The organism is Rikenella sp. (genome assembly GCF_056799795.1).
Genome location: NZ_JBQIQO010000006.1, coordinates 14,222 through 30,690 on the forward strand (window position 1 = coordinate 14,222; position 16,469 = coordinate 30,690).

The window sequence follows — 16,469 nt, forward strand, 5'->3', positions numbered from 1 at the left end:
TCACGGCGAAGGTAGACATTTTTATCGGGGAAACCGCTCTTCGCGTGCTATTTTTTCGCGCCACGCGTCAGGGATGGCGAAACTCTCCTTCGTCACGGCGTTCCAGCCCACCAGCACGGTCCGACTGTCGGCCTTCACGGTGTCGGTATCGAGGTCGATCATCTCCTGAAAGACGGTGAAACTCTTGGTACCGACCCGTTCGATACCGGTGCGGATAACGATCCGGTCTTTCATCCCGACGGGAACGTAGAAGTTGGTGGTCGAGCTGGCGGTTACGACGGTCTGCGCGCCGTCCATCTGTTCGATGCCGAGTATGCGCTCGAAATATTCGTTCTTTCCGAGGTCGAAAATATGCTGATACTGACCGTTATACATGTGCCCCTGAATATCGATGTCGTTGAATCGGAGCTGAATAGGCGTCGTAATCATGGTGGTTGGTGTATTTTTTAGTCTGCATTTCTCAAGGCCGCACGATGCGGAATCCGCCGTCGGTGTCGAGGGCGATGACGGACGAGGCACGATGGGTCGCTGTCGGCTCCTCCATCGCCGGATCGGCCACCCAGTCCACGCCGTTCCGAATAGCGTCAGAAATCTCGGCATAGGTGGCGGGGGTCTTTTCGCCGCTCACGTTGGCGGAGGTCGAGACTAACGGACGTCCCAACCGATGGATCACGCGACGGCAAAACTCGTTCTGCACCAACCGGATCGCGACGCTCTTCTCGGGCGGCAAGAGGTTCTCGGCGAGTCCGCGCCCTTCGGGTAGGATCAGGGTCAGGGGTTCCGCCCCTTCGGCGGCTTCCCACAATTCCCATGCCACGCTCGGCACTTCCTGCACCCAACGCACGACTTGCTCCGGCCGGTCGAGCAACACGATCATGCCTTTGGTTTCTTCGCGCTGCTTGAGAGCGAAAAGACGGGCGACGGCTTCTGCATGGGTGGCGTCGCACCCTACGCCCCACACGGTGTCGGTAGGATAAAGAATGGTCCCGCCGCGCTTCAAAACGGCCACACAGGCCTGTATCTGTTCGTCCATACTATTTTTAATCTTCGTTTTTCTGTACTTGCCCTGGAGGGTACTGTTCTTTTTAACTTCGCTGCGCTCGTTTTCCTCCTCGCCGCTCGGCAATTTGCAAACTACGTTTGCATTGCTCTCGCTGGCAGCGTCGGTTGTGAACAAAAGGTACGGTTCCATGCGGGTAGACACAGTAATCGAACGGTTAAACTACCGGAGGCCGAAAGCCGTGCGGAGGCGTTCCACCTCGTCCAGTTTTTCCCAGGCGAAAAACTGGACACCGTTTTCCACATACGGTTCCCGGCCGAAATGGCCGTAGGAAGCCGTCGGCAGGAAAATCGGCTGTTTCAGTCCGTAGCGTTCGACGATCTTCGCCGGACGCAAGTCGAACAACTCCGCGATCTTCGCCGCGATCTCGCCGTCCGAAACCGCAGCCGGCAGTTTCGACGTCCCGAACGTATCCACAAAGACACTCACCGGCCGCGCGATCCCGATCGCATAGGCCACCTGCACCAACACCACATCCGCAAGACCCGCCGCCACCATGTTTTTGGCGATATGGCGCGTCGCATAAGCCGCCGAGCGGTCTACCTTTGAAGAGTCTTTCCCCGAGAAAGCCCCCCCGCCGTGCGCCCCCCGACCGCCATACGAGTCCACGATGATCTTGCGCCCCGTGACCCCCGTATCGCCGTGCGGCCCCCCGATCACGAACTTGCCCGTCGGGTTCACATGCAGGATATAGTCGTCCCCCAGTAGACTCAGCAACAGCTGGTTGCCCCGCTTTTCGAGCCGCTGTCGCACCCGGGGGATCAGGACGTTCCGCACGTCCGCCTCGATCTGCTCCTGCGTCGCCTCCGGATCGTGCTGCGTCGAGACGACGATCGTGTGGATGCGCCGCGGACGGTGGTCGTCGCCGTACTCGACCGTCACCTGCGATTTGGCGTCCGGACGCAGGTAGGGCATCGCCGACGGCGTTTCGCGCCGGATGTCGGCCAGCTCCATCAGCAGGATGTGCGAGAGCATCAGCGACGCCGGCATGAGCTCTTTGGTCTCGTTGCAGGCATAACCGAACATCAGCCCCTGGTCGCCGGCCCCCTGCTCCTCGCGGTCGGCCCGTTCGACCCCCTGGTTGATATCCGGCGACTGCTCGTGGATGGCCGAGAGCACGCCGCACGATTTGGACTCGAACATATAGTCGGCATGGGTGTAGCCGATCCGTTCGATCACGCCGCGGACGGTGTTCTGGATATCGACATAGGCGTTGGATTTGACTTCGCCGCTGACGACGACGAGGCCCGTGGTACACAGCGTCTCGCAAGCGACTTTCGATTCGGGGTCGTTGCGCAGAAATTCGTCGAGGATGGCGTCCGAAATCTGGTCGGCCACTTTGTCGGGGTGCCCTTCCGACACCGATTCCGAGGTGAACAGGTATGACATGGTACGTGTAAATTTACGGGTTAAACGATTCGGGTTTCAGCTGCAAAACCGAAGAGACAAACCGGCCGCGAGGGAACCGACGACGAAAAAAGAGGGGAAAAGCGCACGAAAAGTCCGGCCCGGAAACGGCCGTCAAAAACGAGGTGTGCTTTAGCATTTTTTCGCGTGGTTGCAATCGACCAAATCTCTCCACGGGTCTTTGCGTCCGTTGTAACGAACGGCGCAAAGGTACGAATTATTACGGAATCGGAAAAACGCGCCGATCAGAAAGGAAGCCCGATGGCGAAATGCAACGCAGTCTCCTTCAGTTTGAAGCCGCTGTGCCAGCGTTCGGGCCGCGGAACGTTGGGATTGTGGAGCTTCATCCCCCAGTCGAGCCGAAGCAGCACGAAACCCAGGTCGTAGCGGAAACCGAGCCCGGCGTCGAGGGCGATCTCTTTGTAGAAGCTGTCGAACCGGAAACGGGCCGATGCGGGCGACCCCTTGGCGTTCATCCAGACGTTTCCGGCGTCGGCGAAGACGGCCATGCCGAAATTCCCGAACACGGCGAAGCGATACTCCAGGTTGAGCTCCAGTCGGAAGTCGCCCAACTGATTGGGATAGGTCTCCCGTTTGTAGAGCGTCTCGCCCGGCCCGAGCGTCCGCACCTGCCACCCGCGCATGCTGTTGGCGCCGCCGGCGAAATAGAGCCGTTCGAACGGCAGGGTGGTCGAGTTGCCGTAGGCGACCCCGCCGCCGATGAAAAACCGCCAGGCCAGTTGCGTCGTGGTGGTCAGGTTGATGCGCTGGCTGAGATCGAGGCTCAGCCGGGCGTACTGGGCGAACCGGATGCCGAAAATCTTGTAGTAGCTCTCGTGGTCGGAGTCCTCCAGGTCGATGGTGGTGCGCTTTCCGAGCCACGAGGTGAGCCCCCGCAACAGGTTTCCGTTCATATCTCCCACGAGCCGGATCGAGAGGTTGTCGGCCTTGGTATTGGGATTGGTCTGGAAGTAATACCCTGCCGAGAGCCCGGCTATCAGCTGCGATTCGTAGCTGTTCCGCAGGTAGGGGTTCTCGATGCTGTTCTTGAAGTCGGGATCGATCCACGGCACGGAAACCACGTTGATGTCCGCCGGGTTGATCTGGAACCGGCCGCCGTTGCGCCACGACCAGGAGTAACCGAACGTTCCGCCGGCGATCGTCCGGTCGTAGTCGGGCCGACGCTGGATGTCGTACGAGATCGAGATATTGGTCTTCTGCAACGGGAACTTGGCGAGTTTGTCGGCCCGGATGGGCAGCAGGAAGCGCGGGATGTCGAGCCCGACGTTCACGCCGAACTCATAGGAGTTGTGCCGCCCCTTGTTTTTCATGAATTCGTAGGCGCCGCGGAAGTTGACGGTGAAATTCTCCGCCCCGCGGAAGAGGTTTTTGTTCTGGTAGCCGAGGCTCAGGGCGGTGGAATAGTAGTCGGCGGTGGTGGAGATTTCGGCATCGACGTTGAAGTTCTGCCGGGTATTGGGGGTGCACTGGATCAGACAGCCGAGGTTGCGTTCGGTGGTCGACACGACACGTCCGCCGTCGTTCGCGCCTGCGCGGGTCACCTCCACCGGCCGCAAGGTGTCGTAAGGCAGCTCGGTGAAGAGGATATTGGCGCTGTATTGCAGGTTCCGGATGTTGTCGTAGGTGCGCTGGACGCTGCTTCGGTCGTAGAGTTCGTTGGGCGAGAGGCGCAGCGCGCCGGCGAGAATGGACTCCCGCAGGCGGAGTTTGTCGAGGTAGAGGATGTCGATGCCGTTGTAGCGCACGGTGTCCCAAGGCATCCGTTCGAGCTCTTCGGGCGACCGGGTGGGGTCGTAATCGGTATTGACGACGATCCGGCCGAGGCGATAGACCGGGTGGTTTTCGAGCACGGGCCGCCCCTCGGCATCCATATAGGCGACGCGCCGACGCACGTGGACGGTCAGCCGCATGGCGTGGTCGAAGCCGACGGTATCGACGGTGTAGGAGATGTACCCTTTATTGAAGCTCCAGAAGCCCATGTTCTGCAACCGGGCGCTGATGCGTTCGCGTTCGGCGTCGAAGACTTCGCGGTCGTAGATCATGCCGATTTTCAGCAGGCCGGAGACGGTGTCTTCGAGGATGATGGGTTCGAGGAAGTCGTCTTCGATGCGGTAGCGGATCTGCGAGACGAGGTACGGTTTCCCCTCGCGCGCCACGTAGCGCACGGTGGCTTTCCGCTTCCTCCGGGCGTATTCGACGGTGTCGGTCACGGTGCCGTCCAGATAGCCGCGCGAGGTGAGGTAGAGCTGCATCATCTGGCGCGACCGCTCGGCCTGCCGGGGGTCGTAGATCACCGGGGCCTCGCCGACCTTTTCGCGCCAGAACCGCTGCCAGCCGCTGTGTTTGGCGGTGTCGGTGAGGTTGTACATCCCGAGGTAGATGCCCACGCCGAGCAGCCGGCTGTTGGGCCGCTGCTGGACATAGGGCATGAGGTCTTTGGGCAGTACGCGTTCGCGTCGCGAGGCTTTGTGCACGCCTTCGATCTCGACGATGTTCCGGCGCAGGAGGTATTTCCCCTCCGGCACATACCGCATCGTCCGGCACGAGGCCAGCAGTCCGACGACCGAAAGGATCGCGAACAGACGAACGAGCGAAAAAGGCCGGAGAAGCGGCATAAGAGATCTCTGACTGCTAAATCGTTATAAATCCACCCGCTCCAGCACGATATTTCCGAGGTCGGTGATCTGCTGCGATGCGATGGTAATGGGCGCGGAATAGGGCCGGATGCCGCTCGTGGCGCGCGGATCGACGCGGAAGATATATTCGCCCGGCAGGAGCCGCATAAAGAAGGCTCCGACGGGATTCAGCGAGCTGTAGGTCGAAGCGACGACGCTCCCCGTGCCCGGGTCGATGAATTCGATCCGCACACGTCCCGAGAGGGCGCTCTCGCCGACCTGCAAGCCGCCCTGCACCACTCCGCAACGATCGGTATCGACGAAGGTCACCCGGGGCCGGAAGCGGTATCCGCTCTCGGCGGCCGGGTCTTTGACGACGGAAGCGGCAAGGTCGATGTCGAAGAGCAGCGGCCGATTGGGGCCGTCCATCGTCATCGCGGGGAAGGGCACGACGACGGTGGCATCGGCCGGATCGACGGCGAGGGGGACGGTCTGATCGAGGACGCGCACGGTGGCTTTCTCGGTCGAAAAAACGATCCGGGCGGCGTCATAAGCCGCTCCCTGCGGCATCGTCCCTTCGGCGACGAGCTGCATCTTGCCGTTCACGAGGTTCATCAGGGGCAGGTAGCTGTCGGCGATTTCGAGATTCCGCCACGTTCCGTCGCCGGCGCGCACAGCGACTTCGGCCACATAGCAGTCGAGGGCGGTGTAATCGGCCGGGGCGTCGCACACGTAGACGGAGAGCCGGTTCCGGTCGTTCACGTCGCTGCATGCGCCGAGCCACAAAAGGATAGAGAGGAGGCCGAGGGTTTTGAATATCTGACGTACCATAGTTGCAAAGTTACCGTTTTTCTCGATTTCCCGCTGCGTTATTGTGATTTGGGGATCGAGGCGGCTTTGGCGGAGTTCTCGGCGGGTTTTCGAGCGCCGTTCGCCCCGCCCCGGGCTTCCGCGGTCGGATCACGGGGGCGATGGGCAATGTCGGGTGCGACGGGTACAATTGGTCGTCTTCAACGGACGGGATTGTGGGCATAACGTTGGAGTTCAGCACGCAGAGTTTCTTTATGGGCAATGCGGGAAACCGTGCCACGGGTCGTCAGTTGCGTTGCCTCTCGGAATAAACGCGCCCACAGGGCGTCTTACTGGCCGTCTCGGCCTAAATAACCGGCAACCTCTACCCTATTTTCTGACCTTGGTGGGGCGGATGCCCGGGAGGTATCGCAATTTTCGACGCGGAGCGGCGTGTTGCGGGCCTCCCGGTGGGAGGCGTCCGGCCCGCGCGACCCTAAAGGGTCGCAAGCATTCAGCCTAACTCACGGCTCAATCTACAACCCTAATCTCTTGTATTCGGCCTGTCGCCCACTCCCCCGAGGCGCTCCGCGCCTGGGCGACAAGGCCGGCGACCTAAAGGTCGCAAGAGCAACAACACATTCACCGCCCTCATTCTTGGAAGTTCGTCCTCGGCGCGTCTCCCCCGCGCCAATATAGCGTCGCTGCGCCCGAGGACGGCGATTCTGCGAATCGCGCTATTCGCTCTTGATTTAAGCTGTTCGCCGCCAGCGGAGAGCAGCAACGAGCCCCGACGAGTTGCAGCCCGCCGCGTGGGGTGGCGGCAAACTGCGCGACCCTAAAGGGTCGCAAGAGCAATGCCCAAAGCACGGCCAAAAGCAAGACCCAACTCACCGCCCAAATTTCAGCCCCATGCTCGGCCCGGCGCGGCTCGAAAACCGACTACGGTTTTCGAGCCCAAAGAACAGTCACAGCCCAAAGCCCAGCCCAGTTCTCCGCCCCGTGTCCGCCTCATTGCGGCTCCGCTTGCGCTCCGCCGCATTTTCGCGCCCCGTTCTTCGTTCGCGCGCCTTGGGAAATCTTGTCAAAACACGCAAGCAAGTTTTGACGATTTCCCTCTTAAGGCGTGGCGTGCGGTCGAGCTTTGATCCGCCTAAAACTGCCCAGCGCGGGCGGCGGCCGGCTAATAAGGCAACGATAACCCTAACAAAACGCCCGATGGGCGCACCGGCGGGACGGAGCGATACTGCGTATCGCTTAATCAATTTTGCCCAGTTCTTTGATGCGCGCCTACGCGATTCAGCTATATTCGGCTACCGCCGAAATAGCAGAATCGCTTCTTTAGGCGGGGCGCGCGGCTTTGGCTACAGGAGGGTACTGCGCTCGGGCCGCGCGGGCCCCACGTCTCGTGGACGGGCGAAACTGCGTTTCGCTGTGGCAGCCTCTACCCCTGTTCTCCGTTCCGCGCGCCTTGGGAAATCTTGTCAAAACACGCAAGCGAGTTTTGACGATTTCCCTCTTTAGGCCACGGCGCGCGTCAAGCTTTGTCCCGCCTCGAACTGTTCTCTTTGTGAACAAAGAGAACCAGAAAACCGACGCTACCAGCGAGGGCAATGCAAACATAGTTTGCAAATTGCCGAGCGGCGAGGAGGAACCGAGTAGCGTACCGAGGGCAGAGACCGCTTGCGGGCTATGCCGAGGTAGCACGAGGAAGCCGAAGGCAACGCGTAGCCAAACTTTAGAGAGCATCCCTGCGGGATGCTCTGGCCGGGTCTAACCGCATGCGCAAAACCGTAGCAGCCTCTACCCGAAAGCCCGCCTGAACTACTCGCATAAAAACGCACATGCGGCGGCAACTGTGGCCCAAGCCGCACAACATAATAAAGAGCGCCGGGGAGATAAATGCTGAGAGGCAACGCAACGGATAACCGCCGGCACGCCAACTGAGACGCTCGGGCTCGACCGTGCCGACATTGAATATCAACCTATTGCCCCGGATATCCGCCGTCGAGACGGCCCAAGACGAACCCTCGTTGCCGATGTCGTTCAGCGCGCCCGTATTGTTGTTGCGGTTGCCCGGGGCGGGGCGGCAAATGCCGACCGAACAGCCTCTCATTCGAACTCCGGACACAAATTCTCCTCTCTCTTCACAAAGAATACAAAAGTCGGCCCGGGCGTTTCGATTCTCGAAACAATAGCTATCCGAACCTTCCGAGAAGGACAGACAGCGGACTGTTGAATTTATCGTTCGCTCTGCCTCCGTCTTGTCCGGCAAGGCGAGAGACACTCCGGAACCCCCGAACGCTCTATAAATAAAGAGAGGAGGCACTGCCATTCTCAGATAGCAAAGCCTCCCGTCTCCAAAAATTATTGCTGAGGACAAAGGACGCAAATCCCCGCCTCGACCCATCCGGCCTATCCCAGATAGGTCTTAAGCTGTTTGCTCCGCGAGCTGTGGCGCAACCGGCGAATCGCCTTCTCTTTGATCTGCCGCACCCGTTCGCGGGTCAGACCGAACTGCTCTCCGATCTCTTCGAGGGTCATCTCGGCCGTGCCGATCCCGAAGAAATATTTCACGATATCCCGCTCCCGCTCCGTCAGGGTCGAGAGCGCACGATCCACCTCGGTCGACAGCGACTCGTTAATCAAACTGCGGTCGGCGTTGGGCGAGTCGTTGTTCACCAGCACGTCGAGCAGGCTATTGTCTTCCCCTTCGGCAAACGGAGCATCGACCGACACATGCCGGCCCGAAACCCGCAGCGTATCGGCGACCTTCTCTTTCGGCAGGTCGAGCACTTTGGCGAGCTCTTCCGGCGACGGGGTGCGTTCGTTCTCCTGTTCGAACCGGGCGAAGGCCTTGTTGATCTTGTTGAGCGATCCGACCTGGTTGAGGGGCAGGCGCACGATACGCGACTGTTCCGCCAAGGCCTGCAAGATGGATTGCCGGATCCACCACACGGCATACGAGATGAATTTGAACCCCCGCGTCTCGTCGAACTTTTCGGCTGCCTTGATGAGCCCGAGGTTCCCTTCGTTGATCAAGTCCGGAAGCGTAAGCCCCTGATTCTGGTATTGTTTGGCCACGGACACCACGAACCGAAGATTGGCCTTGGTGAGCTTTTCGAGGGCCTCCTGGTCGCCTTTTTTGATGCGCTGGGCCAACTCGACCTCTTCTTCGACGGTTATCAAATCCTCGCGCCCAATCTCCTGAAGGTATTTGTCGAGCGACGCGCTCTCGCGATTGGTGATGGATTTGGTAATTTTCAGCTGTCTCATGGAAATATGACTTGTGTATGAAATTTCGGAAAGGTGAACGCTATGTTATACGTTGGAACTGTTTTTTTGTTTCGCCCTTTGCAAAATTTAACCGGCCGGAGCGGAAAAATCCTCTCGGATCACGGAGATTCCGCCGGCCGGTTAAGTGGTGGTTATCGTCATGTGCACACCCCTCCGAGGGCTATTGACCCAAGGCTTGGTAGGAAGGAGCATCAGGGCGACTTTGCCGGGCCAGACGCTCCGAGGGCTATTGACCCAAGGCTTGGTAGCTGACCATCCGGCCGTCGGGATAGATGCCGTCGATGGATTGCACTTTGTCGGTGATGCGGTTCAGGTCGCTGACTACAGTAATCGCCCGGTCGTTGATGGCGGTGATGATGAAGCCGCGCCGCACGCGGGATTTCGCGAGGAGGCCGCCCTCTTTGAGTTCGACGACCTGAATCCCGCCGCGAATATTGAGCTCTTTTTTCTGTTTGTCGGTCACTTCGCGGAAGGTGGCGCCGAGCTCTTCGAGCAGGTTGGCGTCGTCTTTCCGGACGAGTTCGGTCTTGCCGGCCCGGTTGCGCAGCACCACGTCATACTCTTTGGTCGCACCGTTGCGCCGGATGGTCACACGAATCTTGTCGTTGGGCCGCAGCTTAGCGATGGTCTCCTGCACGTCGGCGGTGGTGTTCATCGGACGGCCGTCGATATGGGTCATGACGTCGCCCGATTTAATGCCTGCGGCTTCGGCTGCGCCGTCGGTCGTCACTTCCGCTACGTAGATTCCGCCCGGTTCGGTAATGCCTTTCTCTTTGCCGAAGCGTTCGACCCACTCGGGAGTAGCGGCCTGGAACGAGATGCCGAGCATGGCGCGCTGTACGACGCCGTATTCGCGCAGGTCGGTCACCACCTTGCGCACGATGGAGGAGGGGATGGCGAACGAGTATCCGGCATAGGCTCCGGTCGGCGATTTAATGACGGTGTTGATGCCGATGAGTTTCCCTTCGGTCGTAATGAGCGCTCCGCCGCTGTTGCCGGGATTGACGGCGGCGTCGGTCTGGATAAAGGATTCGACTCCCATCTGGGAGGGGATCACGCCGAGGCTGCGCCCTTTGGCGCTGACGATGCCGGCGGTGACGGTCGAGGTGAGCCCGAAGGGGTTCCCGATGGCGAGCACCCATTCGCCGAGCCGCAAGGCTTCGGAGTCGCCGAACGAGATGGTTTTCAGCCCTGTGGCGTCGATTTTCAACAGGGCGATATCGGTCGACGGATCGCTCCCGACCAGCGTGGCCTTATGGGTAGTCCCGTCGTGGAGGGTGACGATCAGTTCGCTGGCTCCCTCGACGACGTGGTTGTTGGAGACGATGTATCCGTCGGGCGAAATAATCACGCCGGAACCTCCGGAGCGTCGTTCCTGCTCTTCGGGCTGGCTCTGGGGCTGCTGGCCGCCCTGGGGCCCGAAAAAGAATTCGAAGGGGTCGAAACCGCCGCCGCCAAAAGGACTGGAAAGACGTTGCACTTTCAGTTTCTGCCGGTTTTCGATATTGACTACGGCTTCGACGCCTTGTTCGGCGGCGGTGGTGAAGTCGGGCAAAAGGCCTTGTGTGGCACTTTCTGCCGGTGCGGAGGCGAAATGTGCCCGGGCGGCCTCGCCTTCGTAGGTCACGGCGGTAGCACGGGCGGCATCATGCGCCGCGGTCAGCCGGCTTACGGTGTAAGCGGCTAACGAGCCTGCGGCTACGGAGAGGGTCAGGCTCAAAATCATCCATCGTTTTTTCATCATGCTAATAATTTATGCTGCGGAGTGATTTTCTCCCATAGGCAAACTGTTTCTGATTTTTAGGGCGGTTCGTACCGTCCGGTGGATTTAAAAACGTAAGGGGGAGCGGAAATGGTATGTCCGAGGGGCGATTTGTCGGGGCGGGGCGATGCTTTTTGTTACGGGGCTGTGACAGGGTTGTGGCAGGCGACTCTCTTTCGGGTGCCGCCCCGGGCTACCGCTATCATACTTCGGGGATAGCGGTGGTCATAGGCAACAGTGGGTTCGGCTGGTCTTCCACGATCGGCATCAACGGTTTGGCTTTGAATTTCCATTCGCAGTCTCTCAATGCCAGCCACTCGGGCTACCGTACCTACGGTTTTCAGTTGCGTTGCCTCTCGGAATAAACGCGCCCAACGGGCGTTTTAATGGCAGCCTCTACCCTATTGGGAGTTGAATCCTGCGGTTCGCAGAACCGCCCGGGCCGGAGCCTCCCCCGGCGTAGGCCTGCAACGTCGCAGAGCTCGTTTCCGGCCACGCTGGCTCCGACCCTTAATATTCACTCTCGACTAAAGTGAGCCGGGTACCCGGGAGGAACAGCAACTTTCGACGCGCAAGCGGCGTGTTACGGGCCGCCCGTGGGCAGGCGGCCGGCCCGAGCGACTCTTCGAGTCGCAAAAGCTGGGCCCGGCGCGGCGGGAAAACCAGTTACGGTTTTCCCGCCCGAAGAGCAGGCACGGCCCAAAGCTCGCCCCAGTTCTCCGCCCCATATCAGCCTCACTGCGGCTCCGCTGTCGCTCCGCCGCGTTTTCGCGCGCCTTGCGCGATTCATCTATATTCGGCTCACGCCGAAATCGCTGAATCGCTTCTTTAGGCGGGGCGCGCGTCTGTCTTACGAGAGGGTACTGCCCTTACGCCGGGCGGGCGCACCCTTCGGGTGATTTAATGGCAGCCTCTACCCAATTCTTTGTCCGCGCGCTGGCGGAAATCTTGTCAAAACACGCAAGCACATTTTGACGATTTCCCTCTTTAGGCGGCGACGCGCGGTCGAGCTTTGACCCGCCTAAAACTGGCCTCGGGCCGGCCGGGCCCCACGTCCCGTGGACGGGAAATGCTTACGCATTTCAACTACCAGCCTCTACCCTACGCCCGACGCCGCGAACGGATGAGACGAAGCGCCTCGCCGATCCACAACACTGCCGATGTCGCTCCAATCGCAATCGCCCAATCCCTCAACGACAACGGAACGACCCGGAACACTTCGCCGCCGAACGAAACGATCACCACCTGGCCGATCACGATCAAAGCCGCGACCAGCAGGAAACCCGTGTCGTGCCACAAACCGTGGAACGCCGAACGACCGCTCGCATAGGCCTTCGCATTGAACATATTCCAGAACTGCAACAACACGAATACCGTAAAAAAGAGCGACAATTCATACGCCGTCACCCCTCCGCCGGTGTGTCCGAACCAGGCCAGCAAGCCCAGCAGAACCGCCACGAAACCGAAGCCCGTCCAGAGGATCGACCGGCGCATGACAGGCGTGATGATAAAATCGGTCGTCCGACGCGGCCGATGCGACATCTCGCGCCGATCCGGAGGCAACGACGCCAAGGCGCCCGCCGCAAAGGTGTCCATAATCAGGTTGACCCACAGCATCTGGGTCACCGTCAGCGGCAGGGCGAACCCCAGCAACGACCCCAGAAAAACGATCGTCAACGCCGCCACATTGATGGTCAGCTGGAACAGGACAAACCGCTGGATATTCCGGTAAACCGACCGCCCCCACATCACCGCCGTGGCGATGCTGGCGAACGAGTCGTCCAGCAGCGTGATGTCGCTCGCCTCGCGCGCCACCGACGTGCCGCTCCCCATCGACAAACCCACGTTGGCGAAGTTCAGGGCCGGCGCATCGTTCGTCCCGTCGCCCGTCACCGCCACCACCTCGCCCCGACGCTGCAAAAGCTGCACGAGACGCTGTTTGTCCATCGGCCGGGCCCGCGACATGATCTTGATCTCCGCCGCCCGTTCCAACGCCTCTTCGTCCGAGAGAGCCTCCCACTCGACGCCCGTAATCTCGTTCCGCGGGCCGTCCGACGCCGGATCCCACAGCCCGATCCGACGACCGATCTCGCGAGCCGTCCCCGGCGTATCGCCCGTCACGATCTTGACGGCAATCCCCGCCTCCATACACTCGGCCACCGCCGCCGGCACATCCTCCCGCACCGGATCCATAATCGCCGTATAACCCGCAAACGTCAATCCCCCCTCGGCCACCAAAGCCTTGAGCGCTTCGGCATCGGCATGAGCATACTTCGCTGACTCATCCCCCGCCGGCAAAATCCGATAAGCAAATCCCAACGTCCGCATCGCCTGCTGCTGATATTCGGCCAATTGCGCCTCCACCTCCGTCCGCTGCGCCTCCGACAGGCCGGCACAATGCCCCAGAACGATCTCCGGAGCCCCCTTCACATACAAAACGGTTTGTCCGTCGATCCCCTCCGCCCCAGAGCGAACAAGCGTCGCCATATACTTATTCCGGGTCGAGAACGGCAACCGGGCGATAACCTCGGCCCGTTCGCGCCACCCGGCATAGCTCTCTCCGGCCGCATCGAGCCAAAGCAGCAACGCCCCCTCGGTCGGATTCCCGAGAGCTTTCGGCCGGCTCGGATCGTCGCGATTCAGCTCGGCCGTCGTATTGACCGCAATCCCCTCGTACACAACACTTTCCGGAACACCGAAATCAAAATGAGCCGCCTCGACGCTCATCCGGTTGGCAGTCAGCGTCCCCGTCTTGTCTGTACAGATCACGGTCGTGGCCCCCATGGTCTCGCAAGCGTGCATCTTGCGCACCAGATTATTGGACTTCAGCATCTTCCGGATCGACAGCGCCAGCGCCAGCGTCACCGCCATCGGCAACCCTTCGGGCACGGCCACGACAATCAGGGTCACCGCCACCATAAAGTAGTTCAGTATCCGTCCCGCCGCGTCGAGCCCGATCCAAGCCTGAGCCGACAGCGGATCGACTCCGAAAAAGAGCCCCAGCGAAGCAATCCCGGCACAGACTAACATCCCGCACAACAGCCAGAAAAACCAGCCCCGCCGCGCAATCCCCGCCGGCATCTGCCGCGGCCGGCCGGCCAGATCGAAAGCGTCGTAAACCAACGGCAGCCACATCTTGACCGAAGCCACCGCCAGCCCGGCGAACACTGCGCCGAGCAGCCCCAGCTGCCCCCACGTAAAGCGGTCGTGGCCGTCGAAAACGTCCTTCAGAAACAAGGCCGCAAAGGTGAAAACGGCCAGCCCGAAGCCCACCACGCCGATCAGTTTGGCCAGCCGTTCGAGCTGACGGTTGAGAGGGGTATTCTCCTCGGCCTGCACCGTCGCCTGGGTGGCTACACGCCCGAACTCGGTAGCGTCTCCCACGCGAACCACCCGGGCGACGCCGTGCCCCTCGATGACGCTCGTCCCGCGCAGGACGAGGTTCCCGGGGTAGGTGGCATCGGGCCGGAACTCCTCGGGATGGATGGTCTTGAAGGCGGAGGGCTCGCCGGTCAGGTTGGATTCGTCGACCTGCAAGGCCATGGCTTCGAGCAGCTCCGCATCGGCCGGCACCTCGTCGCCGGTTTCGAGCAGGATGATGTCGCCGACCACGATCTCCCGTTTCCCCACCTCGCGCACCTGTCCGTCGCGGATCACCCGCACCGGGGTATCGTCGTTCACCTGGTTGAGGAGGTCGAATTTGCGGGCGGCATCGACTTCGAACCAGAACGAGACGCCGGTGGCCAGAAAAATGGCGCAGAATATCCCGACGGTTTCATAATATTCGCCGTGGACGAACGAGATGCCCAACGACAGAAAAGCGGCGATCAGCAGAATCCGGATAACGGGGTCGGAAAATTTACCAAAAAACAGTTTCCACAACGGCGTCCGCGGCGGAGGGGTCAGCACGTTCTCGCCGTGTTCGGCCCGGCTCGCTTCGACTTCACGGGCGCTCAATCCTCGGTGTGTCATAACGGAATAACTTTTTCTAAAGGGATAAAAAAGGCTACAAGGCGTTGATCTTCAATAATTGTTCCATATATTTCCGATCATTGGCCAACCGGGGCACTTTGTTCTGGCCGCCGAGTTTCTTGCGTTCGTCCATCCAGCGGTAGAAAGCTCCTTTCCGCGCGACGACGAGCTGCGGCGGCATGAGGGTGGTGTTTTTGAACCGTTTGGCGGCGTAGTCGGAGTTGACCTCCTGCAAAGTACGGTCGAGGGTCTCGGCAAAGAGCATGACGTCTGACGGCGGAGCGGAAAATTCGACGAACCACTGGTGTGCCCCCTTGGCCCGCCCTTCCATAAAGATCGGGGCGGCGGTGTATTCGAGCACGCGGGCACCTGTCGCGGCACAGGCGGCCGAGACGGCACGTTCGGCGTTGTCGATGACGATCTCTTCGCCGAATGCGTTGATATAGCTCTTGGTACGTCCGGTAATCCGGATTTTATGAGGGGCGAGGCTGGTGAATTCGACGGTGTCGCCGATCATATACCGCCACAAGCCGCCCGAGGTGGAGATGATCATGGCGTAGTTGACGCCGATCTCGACATCGGCCAGCGTCACGGCCTTCTCCGGCCGGTCGAGCTCGCCGACGGGCAGGAATTCGTAGAAGACGCCGTAGTCGAGCATCAGGAGCATGTCGGAGGTGGAAAGGTTGTCCTGTAGGGCGAAGAAGCCTTCGGAGGCGTTGTAGGTCTCCATGTATTTCATCTGCGACGAAGGAATCAGCCGCCGATATTGTTCGCGATAGGGTGCGAAGCTGACGCCGCCGTGGATAAAGAGGGAGAGGTCGGGCCACACTTCGAGCAGATTGTCGGTGCCGGTGTATTCGAGCATGCGGTTCATGAGCACGAGGTTCCACGAAGGCACGCCGACGAAAGCGGTCACGCGTTGTTTGGAGCATCGCCAGCAGATGGCGTCCACTTTGCGTTCGAAGTCGGGAATCAGGGCGATGTGGGTCGAGGGTTCGCGCAGGCGATTGACCCACCCCGGGGCGTTGTGGATCAGGATGGCGGAGAGGTCGCCGCTCTGGACGCCTCCGCCGAGGGGGTCGAGCCGGTGGCTGCCGCCGAGGGTGAGGGTCTTGCCGCTGAAGGCTTTGCTCCGGGGGTGGTAGTAGGCGAAAAGGGCCATGGTATCCCGCCCGCCCTGGAAGTGACACTGGTGCAAGATCTCATCGGTGACGGGAATGTATTTGCTCCGGTCGCCGGTGGTGCCGGAGGATTTGGCGAACCAGCCGACTTTGCCGGGCCAGAGGATGTTCTCTTCGCCGCGGCGCATGCGTTCGATTTCGGTCTGAATGTCGTCGTAGTTCACGACCGGTATCCGCCGCTGGTAGGTCTCGACGGAGTCGTAAGCGTGCATGTCGTAGTGTCGGAAGTAGTCGGTCTGTGCGCCGTAGCTCATCAGGAGCCGGAATTGTTCGGCCTGGACTTCCCACGGGAAGCGCCGGAAGTGCTCGATGGCTTTGAGCCGTTTGGAATAGAGGGTGGTGAGTATCGAATTGATCAATGACAT

11 protein-coding genes are annotated in these 16,469 nt (G+C 60.5%); 2 read left to right on the plus strand and 9 right to left on the minus strand.

The annotated features are described in order from the left end of the window. Nucleotides 1-21: 21 nt before the first annotated feature. The 5 genes from ACTO3O_RS02680 to ACTO3O_RS02700 all read right to left on the minus strand — a co-directional run bounded on the left by ACTO3O_RS02680 (nt 22) and on the right by ACTO3O_RS02700 (nt 5,934). On the minus strand, nt 22-429 hold the full coding sequence (locus ACTO3O_RS02680) for an acyl-CoA thioesterase (RefSeq protein WP_297830623.1): 408 nt from the start codon (nt 427-429) through the stop codon (nt 22-24). Nucleotides 430-460: 31 nt separating this feature from the next. Then, a complete protein-coding gene (locus tag ACTO3O_RS02685; protein WP_297830622.1) occupies nt 461-1,033 on the minus strand; it encodes an L-threonylcarbamoyladenylate synthase in 573 nt (190 codons plus the stop codon). A 189-nt stretch (nt 1,034-1,222) separates the two neighbouring features. Then, a complete protein-coding gene (gene metK / locus ACTO3O_RS02690; protein WP_297830620.1) occupies nt 1,223-2,449 on the minus strand; it encodes a methionine adenosyltransferase in 1,227 nt (408 codons plus the stop codon). 263 nt (nt 2,450-2,712) lie between these two features. After that, complete coding sequence (gene tamL, locus ACTO3O_RS02695) at nt 2,713-5,103, minus strand: translocation and assembly module lipoprotein TamL (protein ID WP_297830618.1); 2,391 nt, start codon at nt 5,101-5,103, stop codon at nt 2,713-2,715. A 24-nt stretch (nt 5,104-5,127) separates the two neighbouring features. Next, the gene (locus tag ACTO3O_RS02700) at nt 5,128-5,934 is read right to left on the minus strand and encodes a DUF4382 domain-containing protein (RefSeq protein ID WP_297830616.1); all 807 of its coding nucleotides are present in this window, start codon (nt 5,932-5,934) and stop codon (nt 5,128-5,130) included. Nucleotides 5,935-6,074: 140 nt separating this feature from the next. On the opposite strand from ACTO3O_RS02700, the gene ACTO3O_RS02705 reads away from it, so the two are divergent. Next, nucleotides 6,075-6,224, plus strand: a complete 150-nt coding sequence (locus tag ACTO3O_RS02705) for a hypothetical protein (protein ID WP_297830614.1) — start codon at nt 6,075-6,077, stop codon at nt 6,222-6,224. Nucleotides 6,225-8,307: 2,083 nt separating this feature from the next. Here ACTO3O_RS02705 and ACTO3O_RS02710 read toward each other — a convergent pair. Together ACTO3O_RS02710 and ACTO3O_RS02715 are read right to left on the minus strand one after the other, a co-directional pair. After that, complete coding sequence (locus ACTO3O_RS02710) at nt 8,308-9,168, minus strand: sigma-70 family RNA polymerase sigma factor (RefSeq protein WP_294594766.1); 861 nt, start codon at nt 9,166-9,168, stop codon at nt 8,308-8,310. A 247-nt stretch (nt 9,169-9,415) separates the two neighbouring features. Beyond that, nucleotides 9,416-10,933: a Do family serine endopeptidase gene (locus tag ACTO3O_RS02715; RefSeq protein WP_367270616.1), complete on the minus strand. Its 1,518-nt coding sequence runs from the start codon at nt 10,931-10,933 to the stop codon at nt 9,416-9,418. A gap of 176 nt (nt 10,934-11,109) precedes the next feature. Between ACTO3O_RS02715 and ACTO3O_RS02720 the strand changes: the two genes are divergently transcribed. Then, nucleotides 11,110-11,316, plus strand: coding sequence for a hypothetical protein (locus tag ACTO3O_RS02720; RefSeq protein ID WP_294594768.1), 207 nt, complete (start codon nt 11,110-11,112; stop codon nt 11,314-11,316). 736 nt (nt 11,317-12,052) lie between these two features. On the opposite strand, the gene ACTO3O_RS02725 is transcribed toward ACTO3O_RS02720, so the two are convergent. Both ACTO3O_RS02725 and ACTO3O_RS02730 read right to left on the minus strand, forming a co-directional pair. Beyond that, the gene (locus ACTO3O_RS02725) at nt 12,053-14,923 is read right to left on the minus strand and encodes a calcium-translocating P-type ATPase, PMCA-type (RefSeq protein ID WP_297832796.1); all 2,871 of its coding nucleotides are present in this window, start codon (nt 14,921-14,923) and stop codon (nt 12,053-12,055) included. Between the two features lie 34 nt (nt 14,924-14,957). After that, entirely contained in the window at nt 14,958-16,469 is a 1,512-nt protein-coding gene (locus ACTO3O_RS02730; protein WP_294594413.1) for a GH3 auxin-responsive promoter family protein, read from the minus strand.

What these genes read in the sequence shown, in the direction of transcription:
- ACTO3O_RS02685 (WP_297830622.1), bottom strand. Translation starts at nt 1,033, where the DNA reads ATGGACGAACAGATACAGGCCTGTGTGGCCGTTTTGAAGCGCGGCGGG.
- ACTO3O_RS02725 (WP_297832796.1), bottom strand. Translation starts at nt 14,923, where the DNA reads ATGACACACCGAGGATTGAGCGCCCGTGAAGTCGAAGCGAGCCGGGCC.
- ACTO3O_RS02680 (WP_297830623.1), bottom strand. Translation starts at nt 429, where the DNA reads ATGATTACGACGCCTATTCAGCTCCGATTCAACGACATCGATATTCAG.
- ACTO3O_RS02730 (WP_294594413.1), bottom strand. Translation starts at nt 16,469, where the DNA reads ATGTCATTGATCAATTCGATACTCACCACCCTCTATTCCAAACGGCTC.
- metK (WP_297830620.1), bottom strand. Translation starts at nt 2,449, where the DNA reads ATGTCATACCTGTTCACCTCGGAATCGGTGTCGGAAGGGCACCCCGAC.
- ACTO3O_RS02705 (WP_297830614.1), top strand. Translation starts at nt 6,075, where the DNA reads ATGGGCAATGTCGGGTGCGACGGGTACAATTGGTCGTCTTCAACGGAC.
- tamL (WP_297830618.1), bottom strand. Translation starts at nt 5,103, where the DNA reads ATGCCGCTTCTCCGGCCTTTTTCGCTCGTTCGTCTGTTCGCGATCCTT.
- ACTO3O_RS02700 (WP_297830616.1), bottom strand. Translation starts at nt 5,934, where the DNA reads ATGGTACGTCAGATATTCAAAACCCTCGGCCTCCTCTCTATCCTTTTG.
- ACTO3O_RS02710 (WP_294594766.1), bottom strand. Translation starts at nt 9,168, where the DNA reads ATGAGACAGCTGAAAATTACCAAATCCATCACCAATCGCGAGAGCGCG.
- ACTO3O_RS02715 (WP_367270616.1), bottom strand. Translation starts at nt 10,933, where the DNA reads ATGATGAAAAAACGATGGATGATTTTGAGCCTGACCCTCTCCGTAGCC.